At 54.9% G+C, this 15,229-nt stretch carries 16 protein-coding genes and 3 tRNA genes; 12 read left to right on the forward strand and 7 right to left on the reverse strand.

The annotated features are described in order from the left end of the window. The 3 genes from DHN55_RS19995 to DHN55_RS20005 all read right to left on the reverse strand — a co-directional run. The coding region (locus DHN55_RS19995; RefSeq protein WP_337660593.1) for a GTP-binding protein at positions 1-253 on the reverse strand (253 nt) is incomplete at its 3' end. Positions 254-348: 95 nt separating this feature from the next. After that, positions 349-422, reverse strand: a tRNA-Gly gene (locus DHN55_RS20000). Positions 423-516: 94 nt separating this feature from the next. Continuing rightward, positions 517-601 (reverse strand) — tRNA-Tyr (locus DHN55_RS20005). A gap of 275 nt (positions 602-876) precedes the next feature. On the opposite strand from DHN55_RS20005, the gene rlmB reads away from it, so the two are divergent. After that, complete coding sequence (rlmB, locus tag DHN55_RS20010; protein ID WP_108883333.1) at positions 877-1,671, forward strand: 23S rRNA (guanosine(2251)-2'-O)-methyltransferase RlmB; 795 nt, start codon at positions 877-879, stop codon at positions 1,669-1,671. Between the two features lie 161 nt (positions 1,672-1,832). Beyond that, positions 1,833-1,908, forward strand: a tRNA-Thr gene (locus DHN55_RS20015). A 254-nt stretch (positions 1,909-2,162) separates the two neighbouring features. Here DHN55_RS20015 and DHN55_RS20020 read toward each other — a convergent pair. After that, the gene (locus DHN55_RS20020; protein WP_337660594.1) at positions 2,163-2,819 is read right to left on the reverse strand and encodes a hypothetical protein; all 657 of its coding nucleotides are present in this window, start codon (positions 2,817-2,819) and stop codon (positions 2,163-2,165) included. 531 nt (positions 2,820-3,350) lie between these two features. On the opposite strand from DHN55_RS20020, the gene DHN55_RS20025 reads away from it, so the two are divergent. Continuing rightward, positions 3,351-4,238 (forward strand): hypothetical protein, encoded by an 888-nt coding sequence (locus DHN55_RS20025; RefSeq protein WP_108883335.1) that lies wholly within the window; start codon positions 3,351-3,353, stop codon positions 4,236-4,238. 103 nt (positions 4,239-4,341) lie between these two features. Here DHN55_RS20025 and DHN55_RS22645 read toward each other — a convergent pair whose 3' ends face one another. Further along, positions 4,342-5,013, reverse strand: coding sequence for a sulfotransferase (locus tag DHN55_RS22645; RefSeq protein WP_108883336.1), 672 nt, complete (start codon positions 5,011-5,013; stop codon positions 4,342-4,344). Between the two features lie 344 nt (positions 5,014-5,357). Here DHN55_RS22645 and DHN55_RS20035 point away from each other — a divergent pair, with 344 nt between their 5' ends. Next, positions 5,358-6,017 carry a sulfotransferase gene (locus tag DHN55_RS20035; protein ID WP_108883337.1) on the forward strand — a complete coding sequence of 220 codons (660 nt, stop codon included), beginning with the start codon at positions 5,358-5,360 and terminating at the stop codon, positions 6,015-6,017. A 7-nt stretch (positions 6,018-6,024) separates the two neighbouring features. On the opposite strand, the gene DHN55_RS20040 is transcribed toward DHN55_RS20035, so the two are convergent. After that, a complete protein-coding gene (locus DHN55_RS20040) occupies positions 6,025-7,260 on the reverse strand; it encodes a glycosyltransferase family 2 protein (protein WP_337660596.1) in 1,236 nt (411 codons plus the stop codon). A gap of 214 nt (positions 7,261-7,474) precedes the next feature. Here DHN55_RS20040 and DHN55_RS22540 point away from each other — a divergent pair, with 214 nt between their 5' ends. After that, positions 7,475-7,612, forward strand: coding sequence for a hypothetical protein (locus tag DHN55_RS22540; protein WP_337660597.1), 138 nt, complete (start codon positions 7,475-7,477; stop codon positions 7,610-7,612). A gap of 272 nt (positions 7,613-7,884) precedes the next feature. Here the strand turns inward: DHN55_RS22540 and DHN55_RS20045 are convergent, their stop codons facing one another. Beyond that, positions 7,885-8,727 carry a universal stress protein gene (locus DHN55_RS20045; RefSeq protein WP_337660598.1) on the reverse strand — a complete coding sequence of 281 codons (843 nt, stop codon included), beginning with the start codon at positions 8,725-8,727 and terminating at the stop codon, positions 7,885-7,887. 251 nt (positions 8,728-8,978) lie between these two features. Here DHN55_RS20045 and DHN55_RS20050 point away from each other — a divergent pair, with 251 nt between their 5' ends. From DHN55_RS20050 to DHN55_RS20080, 7 genes are all read left to right on the forward strand, one after another. Continuing rightward, entirely contained in the window at positions 8,979-9,620 is a 642-nt protein-coding gene (locus DHN55_RS20050) for a hypothetical protein (protein WP_108883340.1), read from the forward strand. 261 nt (positions 9,621-9,881) lie between these two features. Continuing rightward, positions 9,882-11,513 (forward strand): adenylate/guanylate cyclase domain-containing protein, encoded by a 1,632-nt coding sequence (locus DHN55_RS20055; protein ID WP_337660599.1) that lies wholly within the window; start codon positions 9,882-9,884, stop codon positions 11,511-11,513. A 100-nt stretch (positions 11,514-11,613) separates the two neighbouring features. Beyond that, a complete protein-coding gene (locus DHN55_RS20060) occupies positions 11,614-11,826 on the forward strand; it encodes a hypothetical protein (protein ID WP_337660600.1) in 213 nt (70 codons plus the stop codon). A gap of 106 nt (positions 11,827-11,932) precedes the next feature. Further along, positions 11,933-12,976 (forward strand): cysteine synthase A, encoded by a 1,044-nt coding sequence (locus tag DHN55_RS20065; RefSeq protein ID WP_108883343.1) that lies wholly within the window; start codon positions 11,933-11,935, stop codon positions 12,974-12,976. A gap of 12 nt (positions 12,977-12,988) precedes the next feature. Then, complete coding sequence (locus DHN55_RS20070; protein WP_108883344.1) at positions 12,989-13,714, forward strand: alanine--tRNA ligase-related protein; 726 nt, start codon at positions 12,989-12,991, stop codon at positions 13,712-13,714. A 50-nt stretch (positions 13,715-13,764) separates the two neighbouring features. Then, complete coding sequence (sseA, locus tag DHN55_RS20075) at positions 13,765-14,625, forward strand: 3-mercaptopyruvate sulfurtransferase (protein WP_108883345.1); 861 nt, start codon at positions 13,765-13,767, stop codon at positions 14,623-14,625. A 22-nt stretch (positions 14,626-14,647) separates the two neighbouring features. Next, positions 14,648-15,229, forward strand: a complete 582-nt coding sequence (locus tag DHN55_RS20080; RefSeq protein WP_108883346.1) for a GNAT family N-acetyltransferase — start codon at positions 14,648-14,650, stop codon at positions 15,227-15,229.

The following is a 15,229-nucleotide window of genomic DNA, read 5'->3' on the forward strand; positions in this document are numbered from 1 at the left end:
GGCCCGGGCAATCCACGTGGGCGTAGTGACGGTTATCCGTCTCATACTCAACGTGAGCCGTGGAAATGGTAATACCACGGGCTTTTTCCTCAGGTGCCTTGTCAATCTCGTCATAGGCGGAAAATTCCGCACCACCAGATTCAGCCAGAACCTTCGTGATCGCCGCCGTCAGCGACGTCTTGCCATGGTCAACGTGACCAATCGTGCCGATATTGCAGTGCGGCTTGTTACGTTCAAACTTTGCCTTGGCCATTTTACAGTCTCTACCTTTGCCTGGGACATCAAAAAATCATGAAGCAGCAGTGTTCGGCATTTCGGTCCAGCCTAACTCACGGTCTGAAAATGCCCTGGAGCGGGTGAAGGGAATCGAACCCTCGTCTTCAGCTTGGAAGGCTATTGCTCTACCATTGAGCTACACCCGCCTTCGGTTCAGGGCACACCAAAAAAACTTCAAACTACCGTTCGGTCATCTTCCTCGTTATTCGCCTTTTATGCACGCCAACCAACCAGAACAAGTGGTGGAGGGAGTTGGATTCGAACCAACGTAGGCATAGCCAACGGGTTTACAGCCCGTCCCCTTTAGCCACTCGGGCATCCCTCCGGAACCTGCCGACACCAAAAGTCAAAGAAAAACCAATGACTTATAGTGAAACACAAAACCCTTGCTCAGATGACTTTCGCGCATAAAACATTATGCCCGGGGATTAGCCGGGCGCTTTAGAGCCGTGTTATGGCCATGCGACTGAGTTGTGTCAACAGGATTCGGTCGCAAAAATTCAAGCAAATTCTCAAGCCTGCCAGTTACTTGCCGCTCACCAGAGCGCCAATTTGCCGGAAGGGCTGTTCAATTTTCCCCGTCTCTTTATACAGGCGGTCATGAACAGTTTCAAACAATCAGGCCACAAGCGAAAAATCCGCGACAAGTCCCAAGGTCATGACAGGGCGAAGCCGCGGTCGGGGCAGGCACCTGACGGCAACGATATCATATTCGGATTGCATTCGGTAACCGAGGCCCTGAATAACCCGCGCCGCGAGCTTGTGTCACTGAAATGCACCGTGAATGCACAGGATCGGCTGGCCTCTGCCCTGGCGACGCATCCGGACCTGGAGCCGGAAGTCGTCCACCGCAGCCAGCTCGACCGCATAACCGGTTCAGATGCCGTGCATCAGGGCGCTGTGCTGACCGCAAGGCCGCTCGATCAGCCCGACCTGGATGACATTCCCCTTAACGGCACAATCGTCATTCTCGACCAGGTTACCGACCCGCACAATGTCGGCGCCATCATGCGCTCGTGTGCCGCTTTTTCCGTCACCGCCCTGGTGGCGACCGCCCGGCACAGTCCCGACAGTTCCGCGGTAATGGTGAAATCGGCGTCCGGTGCCGCAGAACATGTTCCCTTCGTCCGGGTCAGTAACCTGGCCCGGGCCATGGCGCAGTTGCGCGACAGCGGCGTCACCCTGATCGGACTGGACAGTGAAGCACCTGAGGATATTGCGTCCCTTGACGTTTCGGCGCCATACGCAATCGTACTGGGTGCGGAAGGCAAGGGTATGCGCCGTCTCACCCGGGACAACTGCGATCATCTCGCCCGGCTCGACCTGCCCGGTGAGATCCGCAGCCTGAACGTGTCCAACGCGGCGGCGCTGTGCCTGTACGCCCTGAAGCGCTGAACGCCACCCTGCCCTTCATTGCCGCCATTGACGGCAATTCAGAAACAGGGACCGCAAAAACGACGCACATTGTCTTAAATGGGCTTGCAACTCACATAAGGGACAAGTATTCAGTCGCCACGCCGAACGGCAGTCGCGCTTGAAACACCAGTGCCTCAGGAGCCGGCTTAGCTCAGTTGGTAGAGCACCTGATTTGTAATCAGGGGGTCGGGGGTTCGAATCCCTCAGCCGGCACCAGTTAGATCAATAACTTAGCAGAATATAACAGGCAGCTGCTTTTACTGCCGGTACCATATGGGTACCAAAAATGTGTTTTGGGGAGTGTCAACGTGCGTCCTTTGGTGTCGGGCATTTTTAAGTCGAATCAACGGGTTGTTAACCAAGGGTTGTTGCGGTTTAACGGAAGCAGCCGGCTCCGCTCTCTCACGCTTGACGGCGCTCCTCTAAACAGGAAAGCATGCGGGAAACACGTATTTTCTCTGGCAACCTGTTCAATCATTTCGTTCCAATTCACCGATCAGTGAGAATCGGATGGCTTTGCCTTCGACGGCCAGGGACCAGTGTGTGAAGTCCAGCACGTCAACACAGTAGTTCCCCCGCCCCTGCAAAATCAGTCGGATTTGAGCCGTCTGCGTTCCTTTCGTGACCAATCCGGTCAGCGTGGCATCACCTGTTAACCGCCATTCCCGGTAAAGTGTCGGGCCAAGTCGATTTTCAGAGTCTGCAGGGTCACGGGTATCGACCCCAAACCGCGTCATCACTGAAGGCAGAGGAAAACTGATCTCACCTCGCTCCTGGCCCTCCCGCGATAGCTTGAACTTCAAAATATCAGGCTCAACGGTACTTTCCAGGGCATATACAAGAGAGCCTTCGGGCTCGTCAGATGACGGCTTGATCAATCCCAATGTGTTGTCCGCACTTCCATCCAGTTCGGCCCTGGAAGTAAACCTGATCGACTGCAGGATATGCCGGCCAAGGGTTCCAACCTCGCTTACCGTCTCACTCCGATACCCCGTTTCGGCGCAACAGGCGCAAGCGTGGGCAGAGTTGATCGGAGCGAATACCAACACAACTAGGATACCGGCGGCTCGATACGACGCTCCGGCCCAGAAGCATGCCTGACAAATGAAACTTACTTTTCCTATCATTCTGGATTCCATGACAAATGTGATCAGGCGCAGCGCAGGACCTGGTAGCATTTAGGGTTTTACCGGCGCAAATTTCATAAACGGCGGCTGGTGCGATATCTATTTTGAAACTTCATCTGGCGTTAAAGTCATCATGTGTTTAACAGCAATATCTCAACTGGCCAACGTGACCGGACGACAAGCTGCTTATCAACACAATCCCGCCTGATTTACTTCTGTTTTTGATCTATCTTTTTAAATACCTTACACTGACAGAATGGGATGGCTTCGTATGGTTATGTCCGCTTTTGTCGCCGGGATAGCTTGTCAGGCCTTTGGTCAGGGAGAGGGTTTCATGGAGGAAAATACCTGCTGAACCCAGCTGTTTTACTCCCTTGTTCACTGTGCTGGACAGGTCGGAACAAAGATATCTCCTGTAAAGGAATATCTAGTTGAGCCAGATATTCGGGAGAAATCCAATCCTTGGATTTCAAAGTTGGCGGACCGACAAGCTGATCATCAAAGTCGTGGTCAGAACAGGGAAGCAGCGCTATGGGTAGCAACAGGCACGACCAGAACAGCGTCAACGATTTCAGGAAGACGCTGGCCGATCTGATCCGGATGAATGATGAGCACCGGGGCCAGTATCCGGACGGCAACCCGGCTACGAGACCACATCATCCTCACCACCACCAGCAGACCCACGCCCGTCACGCCGGCAAGACCAAACCAGGCATGCCCAGGCACTTAACCGAGACGCCGCATCCTGTTGCGCCACCGGAACAACACCGGCACGCTGCATCACGCACACACCTGCCGACCAGGCATCTGCAAAGCCGTGATGAAATGTTTGAAAACCGGATGTCTTCAGTGATGGCAAAACACAGCCGGCAAAAGGACGTTAACAGCGGCATGAAGGTTCAAGCGGGCCTTTTCGCAGTCGGCCTGTTTGCCGCCTGCTCTGCCACCTTTGCCCTGGTTTACTATCTGACGGCAGATGACAGGGTTACCCAGGCCAGTTCTCATTTCCAGGCACCGACTGCGCAGGCAGTATCGGGTACCGGCAGTTCCGGTGTATCCGGCAATATTACAGGCAGCAATCACGTGGCAGCCGCTCTGTCACAACCGCAGGCAGCGCCTGAAGCCAGCGCCAATGTGGCCAATGCCAAGGCACTGTCGGACATTGCCAATGGAAACTGGCTTGTCCTGCCTTCGGATGAACAACAGCAGTCCCGGTCTGAAGAAGCTGCTTCCGCTGGACAGCAGACTGTCAGCCAGGAACCAGTGGATTCAACCGTGCTAACGCGACAGGAATTGTTTGAATCGTTTCAAACCTATCTTGAAAAGACAGGCCAGGCTCCTGTTACCAACAGTCCGCACCAGGAAGCGCTTTTCAACTCGTTTGTCCGGTGGAATATAGAAGTTGCTAAAGCGAACTGAATTTCCAGTCCGGCAGTCGCAGGGTGTGCCCTTCAGCCGGCAGCAGCAAAACCAGGACCGGTACATAAAACAGGTAGCTCGGGTTTTGTCCTGGTAAATGCAGTCAGTAAGACCAACCGAAGCGATACGCATTCCTCAACAGGGAATACAAATTACGGGCCAGCCTGAAGCTTTTTGATTTTCGCCTGTTCGCATGAGGAATGCAGCCCGAAACAGTCAAGCCTGCGGCGTCACTCAGCCGGGCAGCAACATCCTGATCATCGAGCCTAAGGGTAATCAATCTGTCAGCCGGGATTATCCGATGTACCTGTTCGCGATGACGGGCAAAACAATCTTTGAACAAGGCCTCGTCGGCCGATCTGACCAGTCTCTTGTCAGCAGGCAGTACGTGAGAGTACTGCAGGACCTCATAAGGCCGCAGTACCCTTGGCATGACACTGAGAGACCAGTGAGCAGCAAGCGAGTTCCACCAACTGTCGGCATCCCTGTCGATGTACAGGAACACGGCATCATCTCTCATATCAAGCAGTTCATGGTAGATGCCCGCCCAGGGAATGTCGAAATGGGCGTCATATTTTTCTATCACGGGTTGCAGTACGCGGACCACGCCGGCCTTGTCCGAGAGAATTTTCGCTACCATCGCTTCATAGCGATTTCCATCCACCACGGCCGGCGAATGACAACTGGATATACCGTTCTGCAGAAACAGTTGATGAGCGGAGCTTGTTCCGGTTTTGTGGTAGGACACACAAAAGAGTTTCTTTTTTTCCACCATCTGCCTATGCCCAAAAATATTGAGACTTTCTTTCAGTCATGAGAGATGCTCAAAACAAGCAGCGGGTCAAGATGGCCCGCAACCCAAGGTGGCGAGCTCACAGCTGAAAATTCAATACAATTCTGTTTGGAAGAGCACTTTCGAATTATGGTGCAAGAACGCAAAACACTGTTTACTCCCGTTTCGGGTAATTTTCGACCTGTGTTGGGTCTCTTCTGCCGAAGACCAATAGCAGAATCAACTTTGCCCACAATATCGCTGCAAAATGTTGAGAACCGAATGGGTGCAACCGATCCTTCGCTTTACAGCACGCAAAACATTCACCCGTGGAATGGACAACGTTGATGAATTTCAAACCCGGCAAGATATTCCCTGAAGTGAACGGTCCGAAAATTTTTCTAATCGGATACAATAAATGCGGCACCAAAACCTTTCATGACTTTTTCCGCAAAAACGGCTTAAGGAGTCTGCATTTCAGGAAAAAGTACGGGCCTTTCAAAGGCGCGCATCTGGCAAGATCCATGGAAGAAAATTCCAAGTCCGGAAAGAACATTCTGGATGGCGTCTCGCGATACCAGGTCTATTCAGACATGGTCTACGTGGACAATGACACGGCAATTGAAGCCAACAAATTCTTTCGGGAACTCGACAGTCATTATCCTGGCTCCCATTTCATATTCAATGACCGCCCGGTTGAGGACTGGATACGATCACGGATAAATCACGTAGGCGGTCCGTACAACAGCTTCATCGAGAGGTGGCAAAACGCAACCGGGCTTTCACGCGAAGCGGTAATCGACTTCTGGCGAACAGAATATTTCCAGCACAAGAAGCAGGTCCTGGAGTATTTTCAGGGAAGGCCTGACTTCATGCATTTTGATCTGACCCGCCACTCCGTGTCTGACCTGGTTTCCTTTTTAAGCCCGGCATATCGACTGGATGCAGATAAGTGGGCGGTGAAAGGGACAACGAAAGAAAGAAACAGGAAATACAAGCTCACCTGAAGCGGCGCTAGTTTTTCACGTTCGCCTGAAAATCCTTATAGAATCCGTTTTCCGTCGCAAATTTCTTGGATACTGAGCCGGTGATCAGTCCATCGTTCTCGTCCAGATACCGCAATACCAGAACCAGTGTCCTGTAATAGTTGCTGTTACCCGCATAGCTGTTGGTTTTTACGGCATATGCTATTTTGCTGTATACTGATTGCGTGTATTTGAAATGCAGTATCGGCAACATGTACTCGGTCGATGGCGCACTGTTCAATCGGTGAGAACCACGATATGCCACGCCATCCAACCATTTTACGATTGGCACTTTGCAAGTGATTTTGAGCGCGACGTTTGGCTGGTGTTCAAACGCCTGCGCTGTACCATTGTCAGCCACGTCATCTAACATGCGATCAAGCAGGCGGCCGGTTACACTCTGCCCCAGGTCAGACGGGACAGTGTCACCTTCCGTCCATTTCACGTACGGCTTGGAATCATAGAAACTGTAACGATCGAGCAAATCGGACAGCGATTTCGCCTCGAGAGGTTCGGCGAGGTCGGCTGTTGACTGCGGATAGAAGTCGACCATGACTGCGGGAACCGCGGCAATCGCCTTTTCGTCAAGAACCTTCAGGAACGCCTGCACCGTCGGGAATCCAGGCGGGAGTAACAGGTACTCATCCAGATCAGCATAGATACACCACCTACCTTTCAGATAACGGCGGGGAAACCAGTTTTTCCATGCCGCTCCGGCTCTCAGTCCCCATTGTCGGAAGCCGGTAATGTCAGGCCGCAACCACAAGCGCTGTCCAAACTTGTACTTTGACCGGACAAGAACGCAGTCTTTCTGCTGTTGTATGTATCCAGCGGATCCGTCATCAGAGTGGTCGTCGATAAAGCAGAATTGCTCGACGCCCAGCTTGCGGTAGTGATCCAGGAATGACGGCAGGAAGAACATTTCGTTCTTGATTGGGGCAACCAGGGTGAGCCTGTCGTTGGAGAATTTGTCGTAATCAAAGCTGAACATCCTCAACGTCTTAATGGTCGATGCTGCATGGGTCCACACCAATTGTCGCCGCAAAACGGATGCCCCCGCGATCCGGCAGGATTTTGACGCATTGCCGCCACATGTGAGAAGCGGGCAATTATTCCAACACTCCAGCAAGACGGTAGTGAAACTTGTTTGTGTTACACAAAATACCGGATTTAAAGTTGACACAAAATGTGGCAACCGTCCTGAGACACACACCAATTTCAGCAAAACACCCACAATTTCGACAAAAAACCGTCAAACTGCCTGCCCGCTCCCACCCTGGCCAACGCTGTGCAAGGCACCGTCCGGTCCCCCTGCCCCATTTGATTGCCATCGTATTGACGCAGGTCAAGGAAGCCCACTGCACTGCTGATAGCGTCTGGTTCACCGGATCCCGGAATGCTGGACAAGCAGATGCCATGGCATCAGAAAGACGAAGGCGATGACAACACCCGATCACCGGAAACCCTGGACCGACACCCTGCCGTTTCCCAGGCGCTGGCTCGGTTACATCGCCATCAAGCTCCTGGTCGTTGCACTGGGCGTGTATCTGGCCCTGCGCTGGAAAGGCGTGTTGTAGCTTTTGTCGTGAGGCAGCAGATGCCAGACCCACTCACTTGCAACAATAGCGGTCGCCGGATGTAGACAGGTGGCGGGGCTGTATTGCTCTTGTCACTGCCTGACTGTACGGTTCGCTCAAGTCTGAAACTCACCAACAGGTGCAATGATGAGAAAGATCACAGCGACCAAACGTGTGGTCACAATGCAAGTGGCAGCGGTGCTGGTGGTAACCGCCCTGTATGCCGCCTGGTACCTGTTGTCATAACACAGGCACGACATGAGGCATTGGGATCAGTGCGACATGAGCACCGGTGCTGTCATGTTCTGTAGAAGGGTTCTGGTCACCCCGCCAAACACGAACTCCCGCAATCTTGAATGCCCGTAAGCACCGATCACGATCAGGTCGGCTCCATTGTCGGCTGCTTCATTAAGCAGGGCGTCGGCCGGTGACAGGTTGGGAGCAGAAATGCTTCTTGCAAACACCTTCAAGTCATGACGAGAAAGAACTGCAGCCAGTTCCGCACCTGGCAGATCACCGGCAACCTCAGGTTCGTCGCGGGCATTTGCCCATAACAATTCAACGCGTTTCGCTCCTTTCATGACAGGCACGGCATCAAATGCCGCCCGCATTGCTTCACGAGTGGCATTCCATCCGACGATCACATTGGTTCCGATGGACTTAAACTCCCCCATGTTCGGCACGACGAGAACCGGCCTTCCCGATTCAAGTATCAGGCGTTCAACAAAGTCAGGCTCAATGGTGTTGCTTGTCGACGAATTCAACTGACCCGCAACAACGAGATCCGCGTACGGGACATGCCTTAGCATGACGTCTGCCAGCAAACCGGTCTCGCCGTCCACCCGCCGCCATTCCGCCCGAACGGCATGACGGCGTGCAGCGTCTTCAAACCTGGTCTTTACATCTTCCAGATGGTCTTCAAAAAACCGGCTGTTATCGATGTCGGCAGAGATGGCACCAAAGCTGGCGGGAATGGCAATCCCGTGCGGGCTGGGCACCGGGTATACACCCAGCACATGCGCATCATGGCGGTCGGCAAGTGAAAAGGCCGCATCCATGACGGCGTCCTGACGTTCTATATCAACCAATGACACGGCAATTGTTTTAATCGACATACAAACCTCCGTTTTGACCATGCTGCCGATCTACAGACTAGTGATTTGCAGCGGGACCAATCTTGACCTGCATCAAATACTTCAGTTGACTAACCAACATTATCACATGGAACGGGCTCCAATGTCTGCTGGCCGCACCATGCAGACAGTGGCAGAGGGCATCATGCGACGCGCCATTGGTTTGCCCTGGTTTGTTGGTTGTGGCCTCGTTTCTGCATTACCTCAACAAAGTACAAACGAGGTGTATTATTATGAAACAGACCCTTGCATTCACCCTGACCAGCCTGATTTTTGCCGGTTTGACCAGCCTGGCGCCAGCTGCAGAAGCCGCTGGCTCGGGAATTGACACATCGGCCTGTTTCAAGACGACAAGTTACACCGCATCCAGCGGCAAGCGTTACCGGGTAAAGATGCCGAAAGGCCAGGCCTGTTTCGACAATCGTTACGGCATTCAGGGCGGTGCCCATGTTGCAAGAGCGACAGGCGGCGACAATCCCCTCGGCGCCATCAGCGCGGCGCGCTCCATGAACCGTCGCAATGTGGTCTTCGTGGTAATGGGGACATGCGAATCCTCTTGCTGGATTCAGTGGAACTTCATGAAAAACAAGTGCTGGGCCGGCAACCGCGCCCCGACGTTCCGACAGCATGCCACCACCGCCAGCGGCCGCAAGATCAATCCCCATTCCAGGTCACGATCATACTGGATCAACGCCGGTCGTGAAGGCCCGGGACGGCAATGGACAGTCTGGAAGCCGTCCAGCAAGTATCGCTGCTCCGAGACCGTTATGAACATGGCTTCGACCAGCGGCAACACCGGACATGGCGGCCGCGGCAGTTTCAGGCACGACCGGGGACGGACACCAGGCCTGTTTTATGTTCGCGGTGCCCGCTAACACTGATCATCGCAGGATAAAACCACAAGCGAACTGACATTCCGGATGCGTTTCCCGGATGGTGTTGAACGGTACCATCCGGGAAAACAGTGCTTCTTGCATGCGCAAGGGATCAAGACTGTGCAAGCGTTCGGTTTTTACTTCACGCTGATGCAACCGCGATAGTAAGCTGCCGGCATGTCTTCCACCGTCGGCGCGATTCCAGGTCAAAACAAAAACCCAACGGGTTTCAGACGTGCCCTCACCGGCCGAAACCTCCGATTGATATCGGGGCTTATCCTGTTCGGTTTTGTCTTCACTCACCTGGTCAATCACAGCCTTGGCCTGATCTCCCTGGAGGCCATGGAAGACTTCCGGGCCATCCGCATCTCGGTGACCAGATCATGGGCCGGCACGGCAATTCTGCTTCTGGCGGCGGTTGTTCATGCCGTCCTGGGTGTTGAGAAGATAATATCCCGCCGACTTTCTGCAATTTCAGCCCGCGGGCTCCTGCAAATCGCAACAGGTATCCTGATTCCGGTCCTGTTGGCGCGCCATCTGATCGGCATGCGGATCTCGCACGAATTGTTCGGGGTGAATGACAATTACGACTTTGCCCTGTGGGCCATGTGGCCCGCCGAAGCGTGGCGGCAGGCCGGTCTCATTACGCTGGTATGGGGGCACGGAACCATCGGCCTGTATATGTGGATCAGGTTCAAAAACTGGTTCACCTTCTTGAAAGCCCCCCTGCTGGTTGTTGCCACCCTGGTTCCCGTACTGGCGTTTGCAGGATTTGCGGTCGCCGGCAGGCAATTTCATGCTACCCGGACTTTTGACAGCCCACTAAACGGCGAACAGTACACGACAATAATCCGCATTATGGACATTGCCCTTTATCTGTCCCTGGCACTGATCGTGGCAGTCCTGCTCATCAAGGCGGGACAATGGATTACCGCCGGGTTCAAGCCAAAGGTATCGGTAACCTACAACAACACCGTAACCAAGACGGCGCCTGCCGGTCTTACGCTGCTGGAAATATCCCGCGAAGCAGGCATTCCGCATGCATCCGTGTGCGGCGGGCGGGCACGGTGTTCCACTTGTCGCGTCAGGATTGTGTCCGGCGGCGAGAACCTGCCTCCGGCAGATGCCCAGGAACTCAAGGTTCTCAGCCGCGCCGGGATAGACACATCCGATATCCGGCTCGCCTGCCAGATCAGACCAAGCGAACAACTGTCCATCATCCCCCTGGTGCCGGCGGGCCGCGCCACCGGCCGCCGGTCCAGCCGTGACAAATATGCCCAGGGAGTGGAGCAGGTTGTTACCTTGATGTTCATCGACATACGCGGCTTCACCAAGTTCTCCGAAGGCCGCCTGCCGTATGACGTCGTCTACATACTGAACCAGTACATGGGCAGGATGAGCGAAATCATCACCGCGCATTCAGGCTATGTCGACAAATTCATGGGCGACGGCATCATGGCGATCTTCGGCATGGAAGATGAAAACACTCATGGTGCCACCGATGCGCTTCATGCAGCAATTGACATCAGCAAGGCACTGGATGAATTGAACCATAGCCACGAAGCCACCTTGTCTGAACCGTTGCGCATCGGCATCGGCATTCACAGCGGCGAGGCCATTCTGGGCCGCATCGGCACCAGCAGGGTCCATACGGCAGGCGAGCGCATCACCGCGCTGGGCGACACGGTCAACACGGCCAGCAGGCTGGAAGCGCTGACCAAAGAACTGGCACAGGAAATCGTCGTCTCTCTGAAAGTACTTGAGACAGCGAATGTGGATCCGTCCGGCCTGGTTGCGGAAAGCTACGAAATTCGCGGTCGCGAGGACAAGATTGCCGGCATCTCGCTGGCCAGCGCTGCCCAACTGTCAGGTATCATCTCACAAGCCCGTTAGAATCGTTCGCGCAATCTGGCACTTCGGTCGAATTCGTGACACACTGCAATGGATGAAAGCGTGGTCTTAGCGAATGGACACCAGCCTCATAAGCTCATGTATGAGTGGTGAATATCACTGGTACAGCAGGCAAATCCTTGAACTTTATCTTGATCACGTGATCAACACCGGGGATTTTCTGCGCTGGTTCCACATGCCCAATTCCAGTTACATCCCCACGTCAGAGTGCATAGCAAACTCGCTTGACCCCGATTATGACTACCGTCTGTGGCGCCCCGGCCCCCTCGACGGATTTTCAGCGAAGTCCGGCTGAATTTGACCGCTCCATGTCCTTGACACACGCCTAACCTGCAGCCAAACATCACTGCTTACCAGCCCCACTGCGGCGCCCCCCGCCCGGCTTAAAACGGAACACATCCATGAAGTTTGCACCTGACGTCATTTCAGCCATCGGCAACACACCGCTTATCAAACTGAGGAAGGCGTCAGAACTGACAGGCTGCACAATCCTCGGCAAGGCCGAATTCATGAACCCCGGCCAGTCGGTGAAGGACCGGGCGGCCTTGTTCATCATCCGCGATGCCATCAAGTCAGGCCGCTTGAAACCCGGCGGCACCATTGTTGAAGGCACAGCCGGCAATACCGGGATCGGCCTGACCATGGTGGCCAACGCTATGGGATTCAAATCCGTCATCGTCATTCCAAACACCCAGAGCCAGGAAAAGAAAGACACGCTGCGAATGCTCGGTGCCGAACTGGTCGAGGTTCCGGCAGCGCCCTACAAGAACCCGAATAATTTCGTGCGCTATTCCGGACGGCTGGCGGAGAGGTTGAATGATGAGCGCGAAGGTGGAGCCATCTGGGCGAACCAGTTCGACAATGTCGCCAACCGCCAGGCCCACATCGAAACCACCGGTCCGGAGATCTGGGAACAGACTGACGGCCGGATAAACGGCTTCATTTGTGCCGCCGGGTCAGGCGGAACCATAGTCGGCACAGGCATGGCGCTCAAACAGCGCAACAAGGACATTCGTATCGGCCTCGCCGACCCGCACGGCGCGGCTTTGTACAGCTATTTCACCACCGGTGAACTCAAGGCAGAAGGCAGTTCGATCTCGGAAGGCATCGGCCAGGGGCGCATAACCGCAAACCTGGAAGACGCACCGATTGACCACGCCTGGCGAATTGGGGATGCGCAGGCGGTGGAAATCGTTTTTGACCTTCTGAAGGAAGAAGGCTTGTGCATGGGTGCATCCACAGGTGTGAACATTGCAGGGGCCATGGAGCTTGCACGGGAAATGGGACCCGGCCACACCATTGTGACGGTCCTGTGCGACTTCGGATCACGCTACCAGTCGCGCCTGTTCAATCCGGAGTTCCTGAGGTCCAAGGACCTGCCGGTACCGGACTGGCTGGAATCTCCCTTGAGCGTTCCCGACGTTACCGTTGATCCCGAAGCCTAGCGGGTGGTTTTGATGACTGAAGTCCTGTTTCGCGAAGATGCCTATCTGAAAAACTGCACTGCCAGGGTACTGGAGGTAAATGAGCGCGGCGGCATCGTGCTGGATCGCTCCAACTTCTATGCAACCGGCGGCGGCCAACCTGGAGACAGTGGCACCATGCAGTTGGCAGACGGATCAGGCATAGCGATTGCCACGACGGTATATGGCGAAGATCGCACCCAGATTATCCATGTGCCGGCGGAAGGCGCCACACTGCCGGCGGTTGGTGAAAGCGTGGAACTGTCGCTCGACTGGCCACGCCGGTTCGGCATGATGCGGGTTCACACGGCGCTTCACCTGATGTGCGCTTTAGTGCCGTTTCCCGTTACGGGCGGCCAGATTTCACCGGAAGGCGGCAGGCTCGATTTCGACATTGATGATCCCGGCGCAATCGACAAGGATACACTGACGGCAGGTCTTCAGGGCCTGGTGCGGGCGGATCATGGCATTTCGCAACGCTGGATCACCGATGCGGAACTGGAAGCCAATCTCGGCCTTGTACGCACCATGTCTGTAAAACCACCCATGGGTTCCGGCAAGGTTCGGCTGATCGCGATCGGTGAAGACGGCACGGTTGACCTGCAGCCATGCGGCGGAACGCATGTTGCTTCTACTGCCGAGATTGGCAACATTGCTGTCACCAAGATCGAGAAGAAGGGCAAGAACAATCGCAGGTTCAGGCTTGCCCTCATGGACTAGGGTCCGAACCCTAACAACAGGCCTGACGGGGTCGAGACGAAAGTAGACACATGCCGACACTTCTGGACGAGCGCGAAAACCTGGTCTCAACCCAATGGCTTGAACAGCGGCTCGAAGCGCCTGACATCGTCATCGTGGATGCGTCCTATTACCTGCCGGATGCCGGCCGCAACGGCCGTGAAGAATATGACGAGCAGCGTATTCCCGGTGCTGTGTTCTTCGACATTGACGACATATCCGACGAGACCAGCAACCTGCCGCATACCATGCCGCCACCGGAAAAATTCTCCTCGCGGATGAGGAAAATGGGCATCGGTGACGGCATGCGTGTGGTGGTTTATGATGGCGCCGGCCTGTTTTCCGCAGCTCGGGTGTGGTGGATGTTCCGGACTTTCGGTCATTCGGATGTCGCCATTCTTGATGGCGGCTTTCCAAAATGGCTCGCCGAAAACCGGCCGGTTGAAGACGGCCCTGCAATGGCGCGCCAGCCTCGGCACATGAGCGCGCGCTATTCTGCGTCCAGCGTGCGCGACAAGCAGGACATCTACAATGCCATCAACTCAGGTTCACAGCAGATTGCGGACGCCAGATCCCCTGCCCGTTTTTCTGCTCAGGAACCCGAACCGCGCGCCGGCATGCGCGGCGGCCATATGCCGGGCGCACGCAATGTTCATTACAAGACGCTGCTCAATGACGACGGCACGGTGAAATCCACCGACGCCATTGCCAGGGTTTTCGAGGAGGCAGGAATTGACGTGGCCAAACCGGTCATTACCTCTTGCGGATCAGGTGTAACCGCTGCAATTCTCACACTCGGTCTGACGCTCGTCGGACATAACGCCAATTCCCTTTACGACGGTTCATGGGCTGAATGGGGAAGTGATCCCGACACCCCCATCGAAACAGATTGAAGACACAGAAAGCGGCCGGCACATGAAGCGCAAAATTCCATCTTCAGGGTTTGGCAATGCAAAAAAGGCGGCAAGCGTGAAACAGGAGACCCGGGACATCGAAACGACGGTGACGTATCTGTCCATGGATCATCCGCCGTCATTGCGGGTCATGCCGCCGGCCAATCTCAAGCTGGCTCTGATGCATGTGCTGGATCCGACGGTCAGCTATTACCGGTATCTTTATGATGCAGTCGGCAGCGAACACCACTGGATCGACCGCAAGCTGTTAAGCGATGACCAGCTGGCAGCGGCCATCAATGCAGATGGCGTGGACATTTATGTTGCCTATTGCGCCGGCAATCCGGCCGGGTATTTCGAAATCGACGTTCGTGACACCGAAAAGTGCTGGTTGGCCTATTTCGGGCTCTTGCCCGAGTTTCACGGCCTCGGCATCGGCAAATGGCTGCTGTCGGAAGCTGTGCGCACGGCCTGGACCGGCAAGCCCGAAAGCCTGCACGTGGAAACCTGCACCCTGGATTCCCCGCATGCGCTGGGACTGTACCAGAAAATGGGGTTCGTTCCCTATGAGCGTCGCAACAAGACCATGACCGTGCCGGTATAG

The sequence above is a fragment of the Anderseniella sp. Alg231-50 genome (assembly GCF_900149695.1).
Lineage (GTDB): Bacteria > Pseudomonadota > Alphaproteobacteria > Rhizobiales > Aestuariivirgaceae > Anderseniella.

Excerpts from the sequence above, each read along its gene's own strand:
- DHN55_RS20045 (WP_337660598.1), bottom strand. The coding sequence starts at position 8,727 with ATGTCGATTAAAACAATTGCCGTGTCATTGGTTGATATAGAACGTCAG.
- DHN55_RS20080 (WP_108883346.1), top strand. The coding sequence starts at position 14,648 with ATGAAGCGCAAAATTCCATCTTCAGGGTTTGGCAATGCAAAAAAGGCG.
- DHN55_RS20025 (WP_108883335.1), top strand. The coding sequence starts at position 3,351 with ATGGGTAGCAACAGGCACGACCAGAACAGCGTCAACGATTTCAGGAAG.
- DHN55_RS22540 (WP_337660597.1), top strand. The coding sequence starts at position 7,475 with ATGACAACACCCGATCACCGGAAACCCTGGACCGACACCCTGCCGTTT.
- DHN55_RS20035 (WP_108883337.1), top strand. The coding sequence starts at position 5,358 with ATGAATTTCAAACCCGGCAAGATATTCCCTGAAGTGAACGGTCCGAAA.
- sseA (WP_108883345.1), top strand. The coding sequence starts at position 13,765 with ATGCCGACACTTCTGGACGAGCGCGAAAACCTGGTCTCAACCCAATGG.
- DHN55_RS20060 (WP_337660600.1), top strand. The coding sequence starts at position 11,614 with ATGAGTGGTGAATATCACTGGTACAGCAGGCAAATCCTTGAACTTTAT.
- rlmB (WP_108883333.1), top strand. The coding sequence starts at position 877 with ATGAACAGTTTCAAACAATCAGGCCACAAGCGAAAAATCCGCGACAAG.
- DHN55_RS20070 (WP_108883344.1), top strand. The coding sequence starts at position 12,989 with ATGACTGAAGTCCTGTTTCGCGAAGATGCCTATCTGAAAAACTGCACT.
- DHN55_RS22645 (WP_108883336.1), bottom strand. The coding sequence starts at position 5,013 with ATGGTGGAAAAAAAGAAACTCTTTTGTGTGTCCTACCACAAAACCGGA.
- DHN55_RS20020 (WP_337660594.1), bottom strand. The coding sequence starts at position 2,819 with ATGATAGGAAAAGTAAGTTTCATTTGTCAGGCATGCTTCTGGGCCGGA.
- DHN55_RS20050 (WP_108883340.1), top strand. The coding sequence starts at position 8,979 with ATGAAACAGACCCTTGCATTCACCCTGACCAGCCTGATTTTTGCCGGT.
- DHN55_RS20065 (WP_108883343.1), top strand. The coding sequence starts at position 11,933 with ATGAAGTTTGCACCTGACGTCATTTCAGCCATCGGCAACACACCGCTT.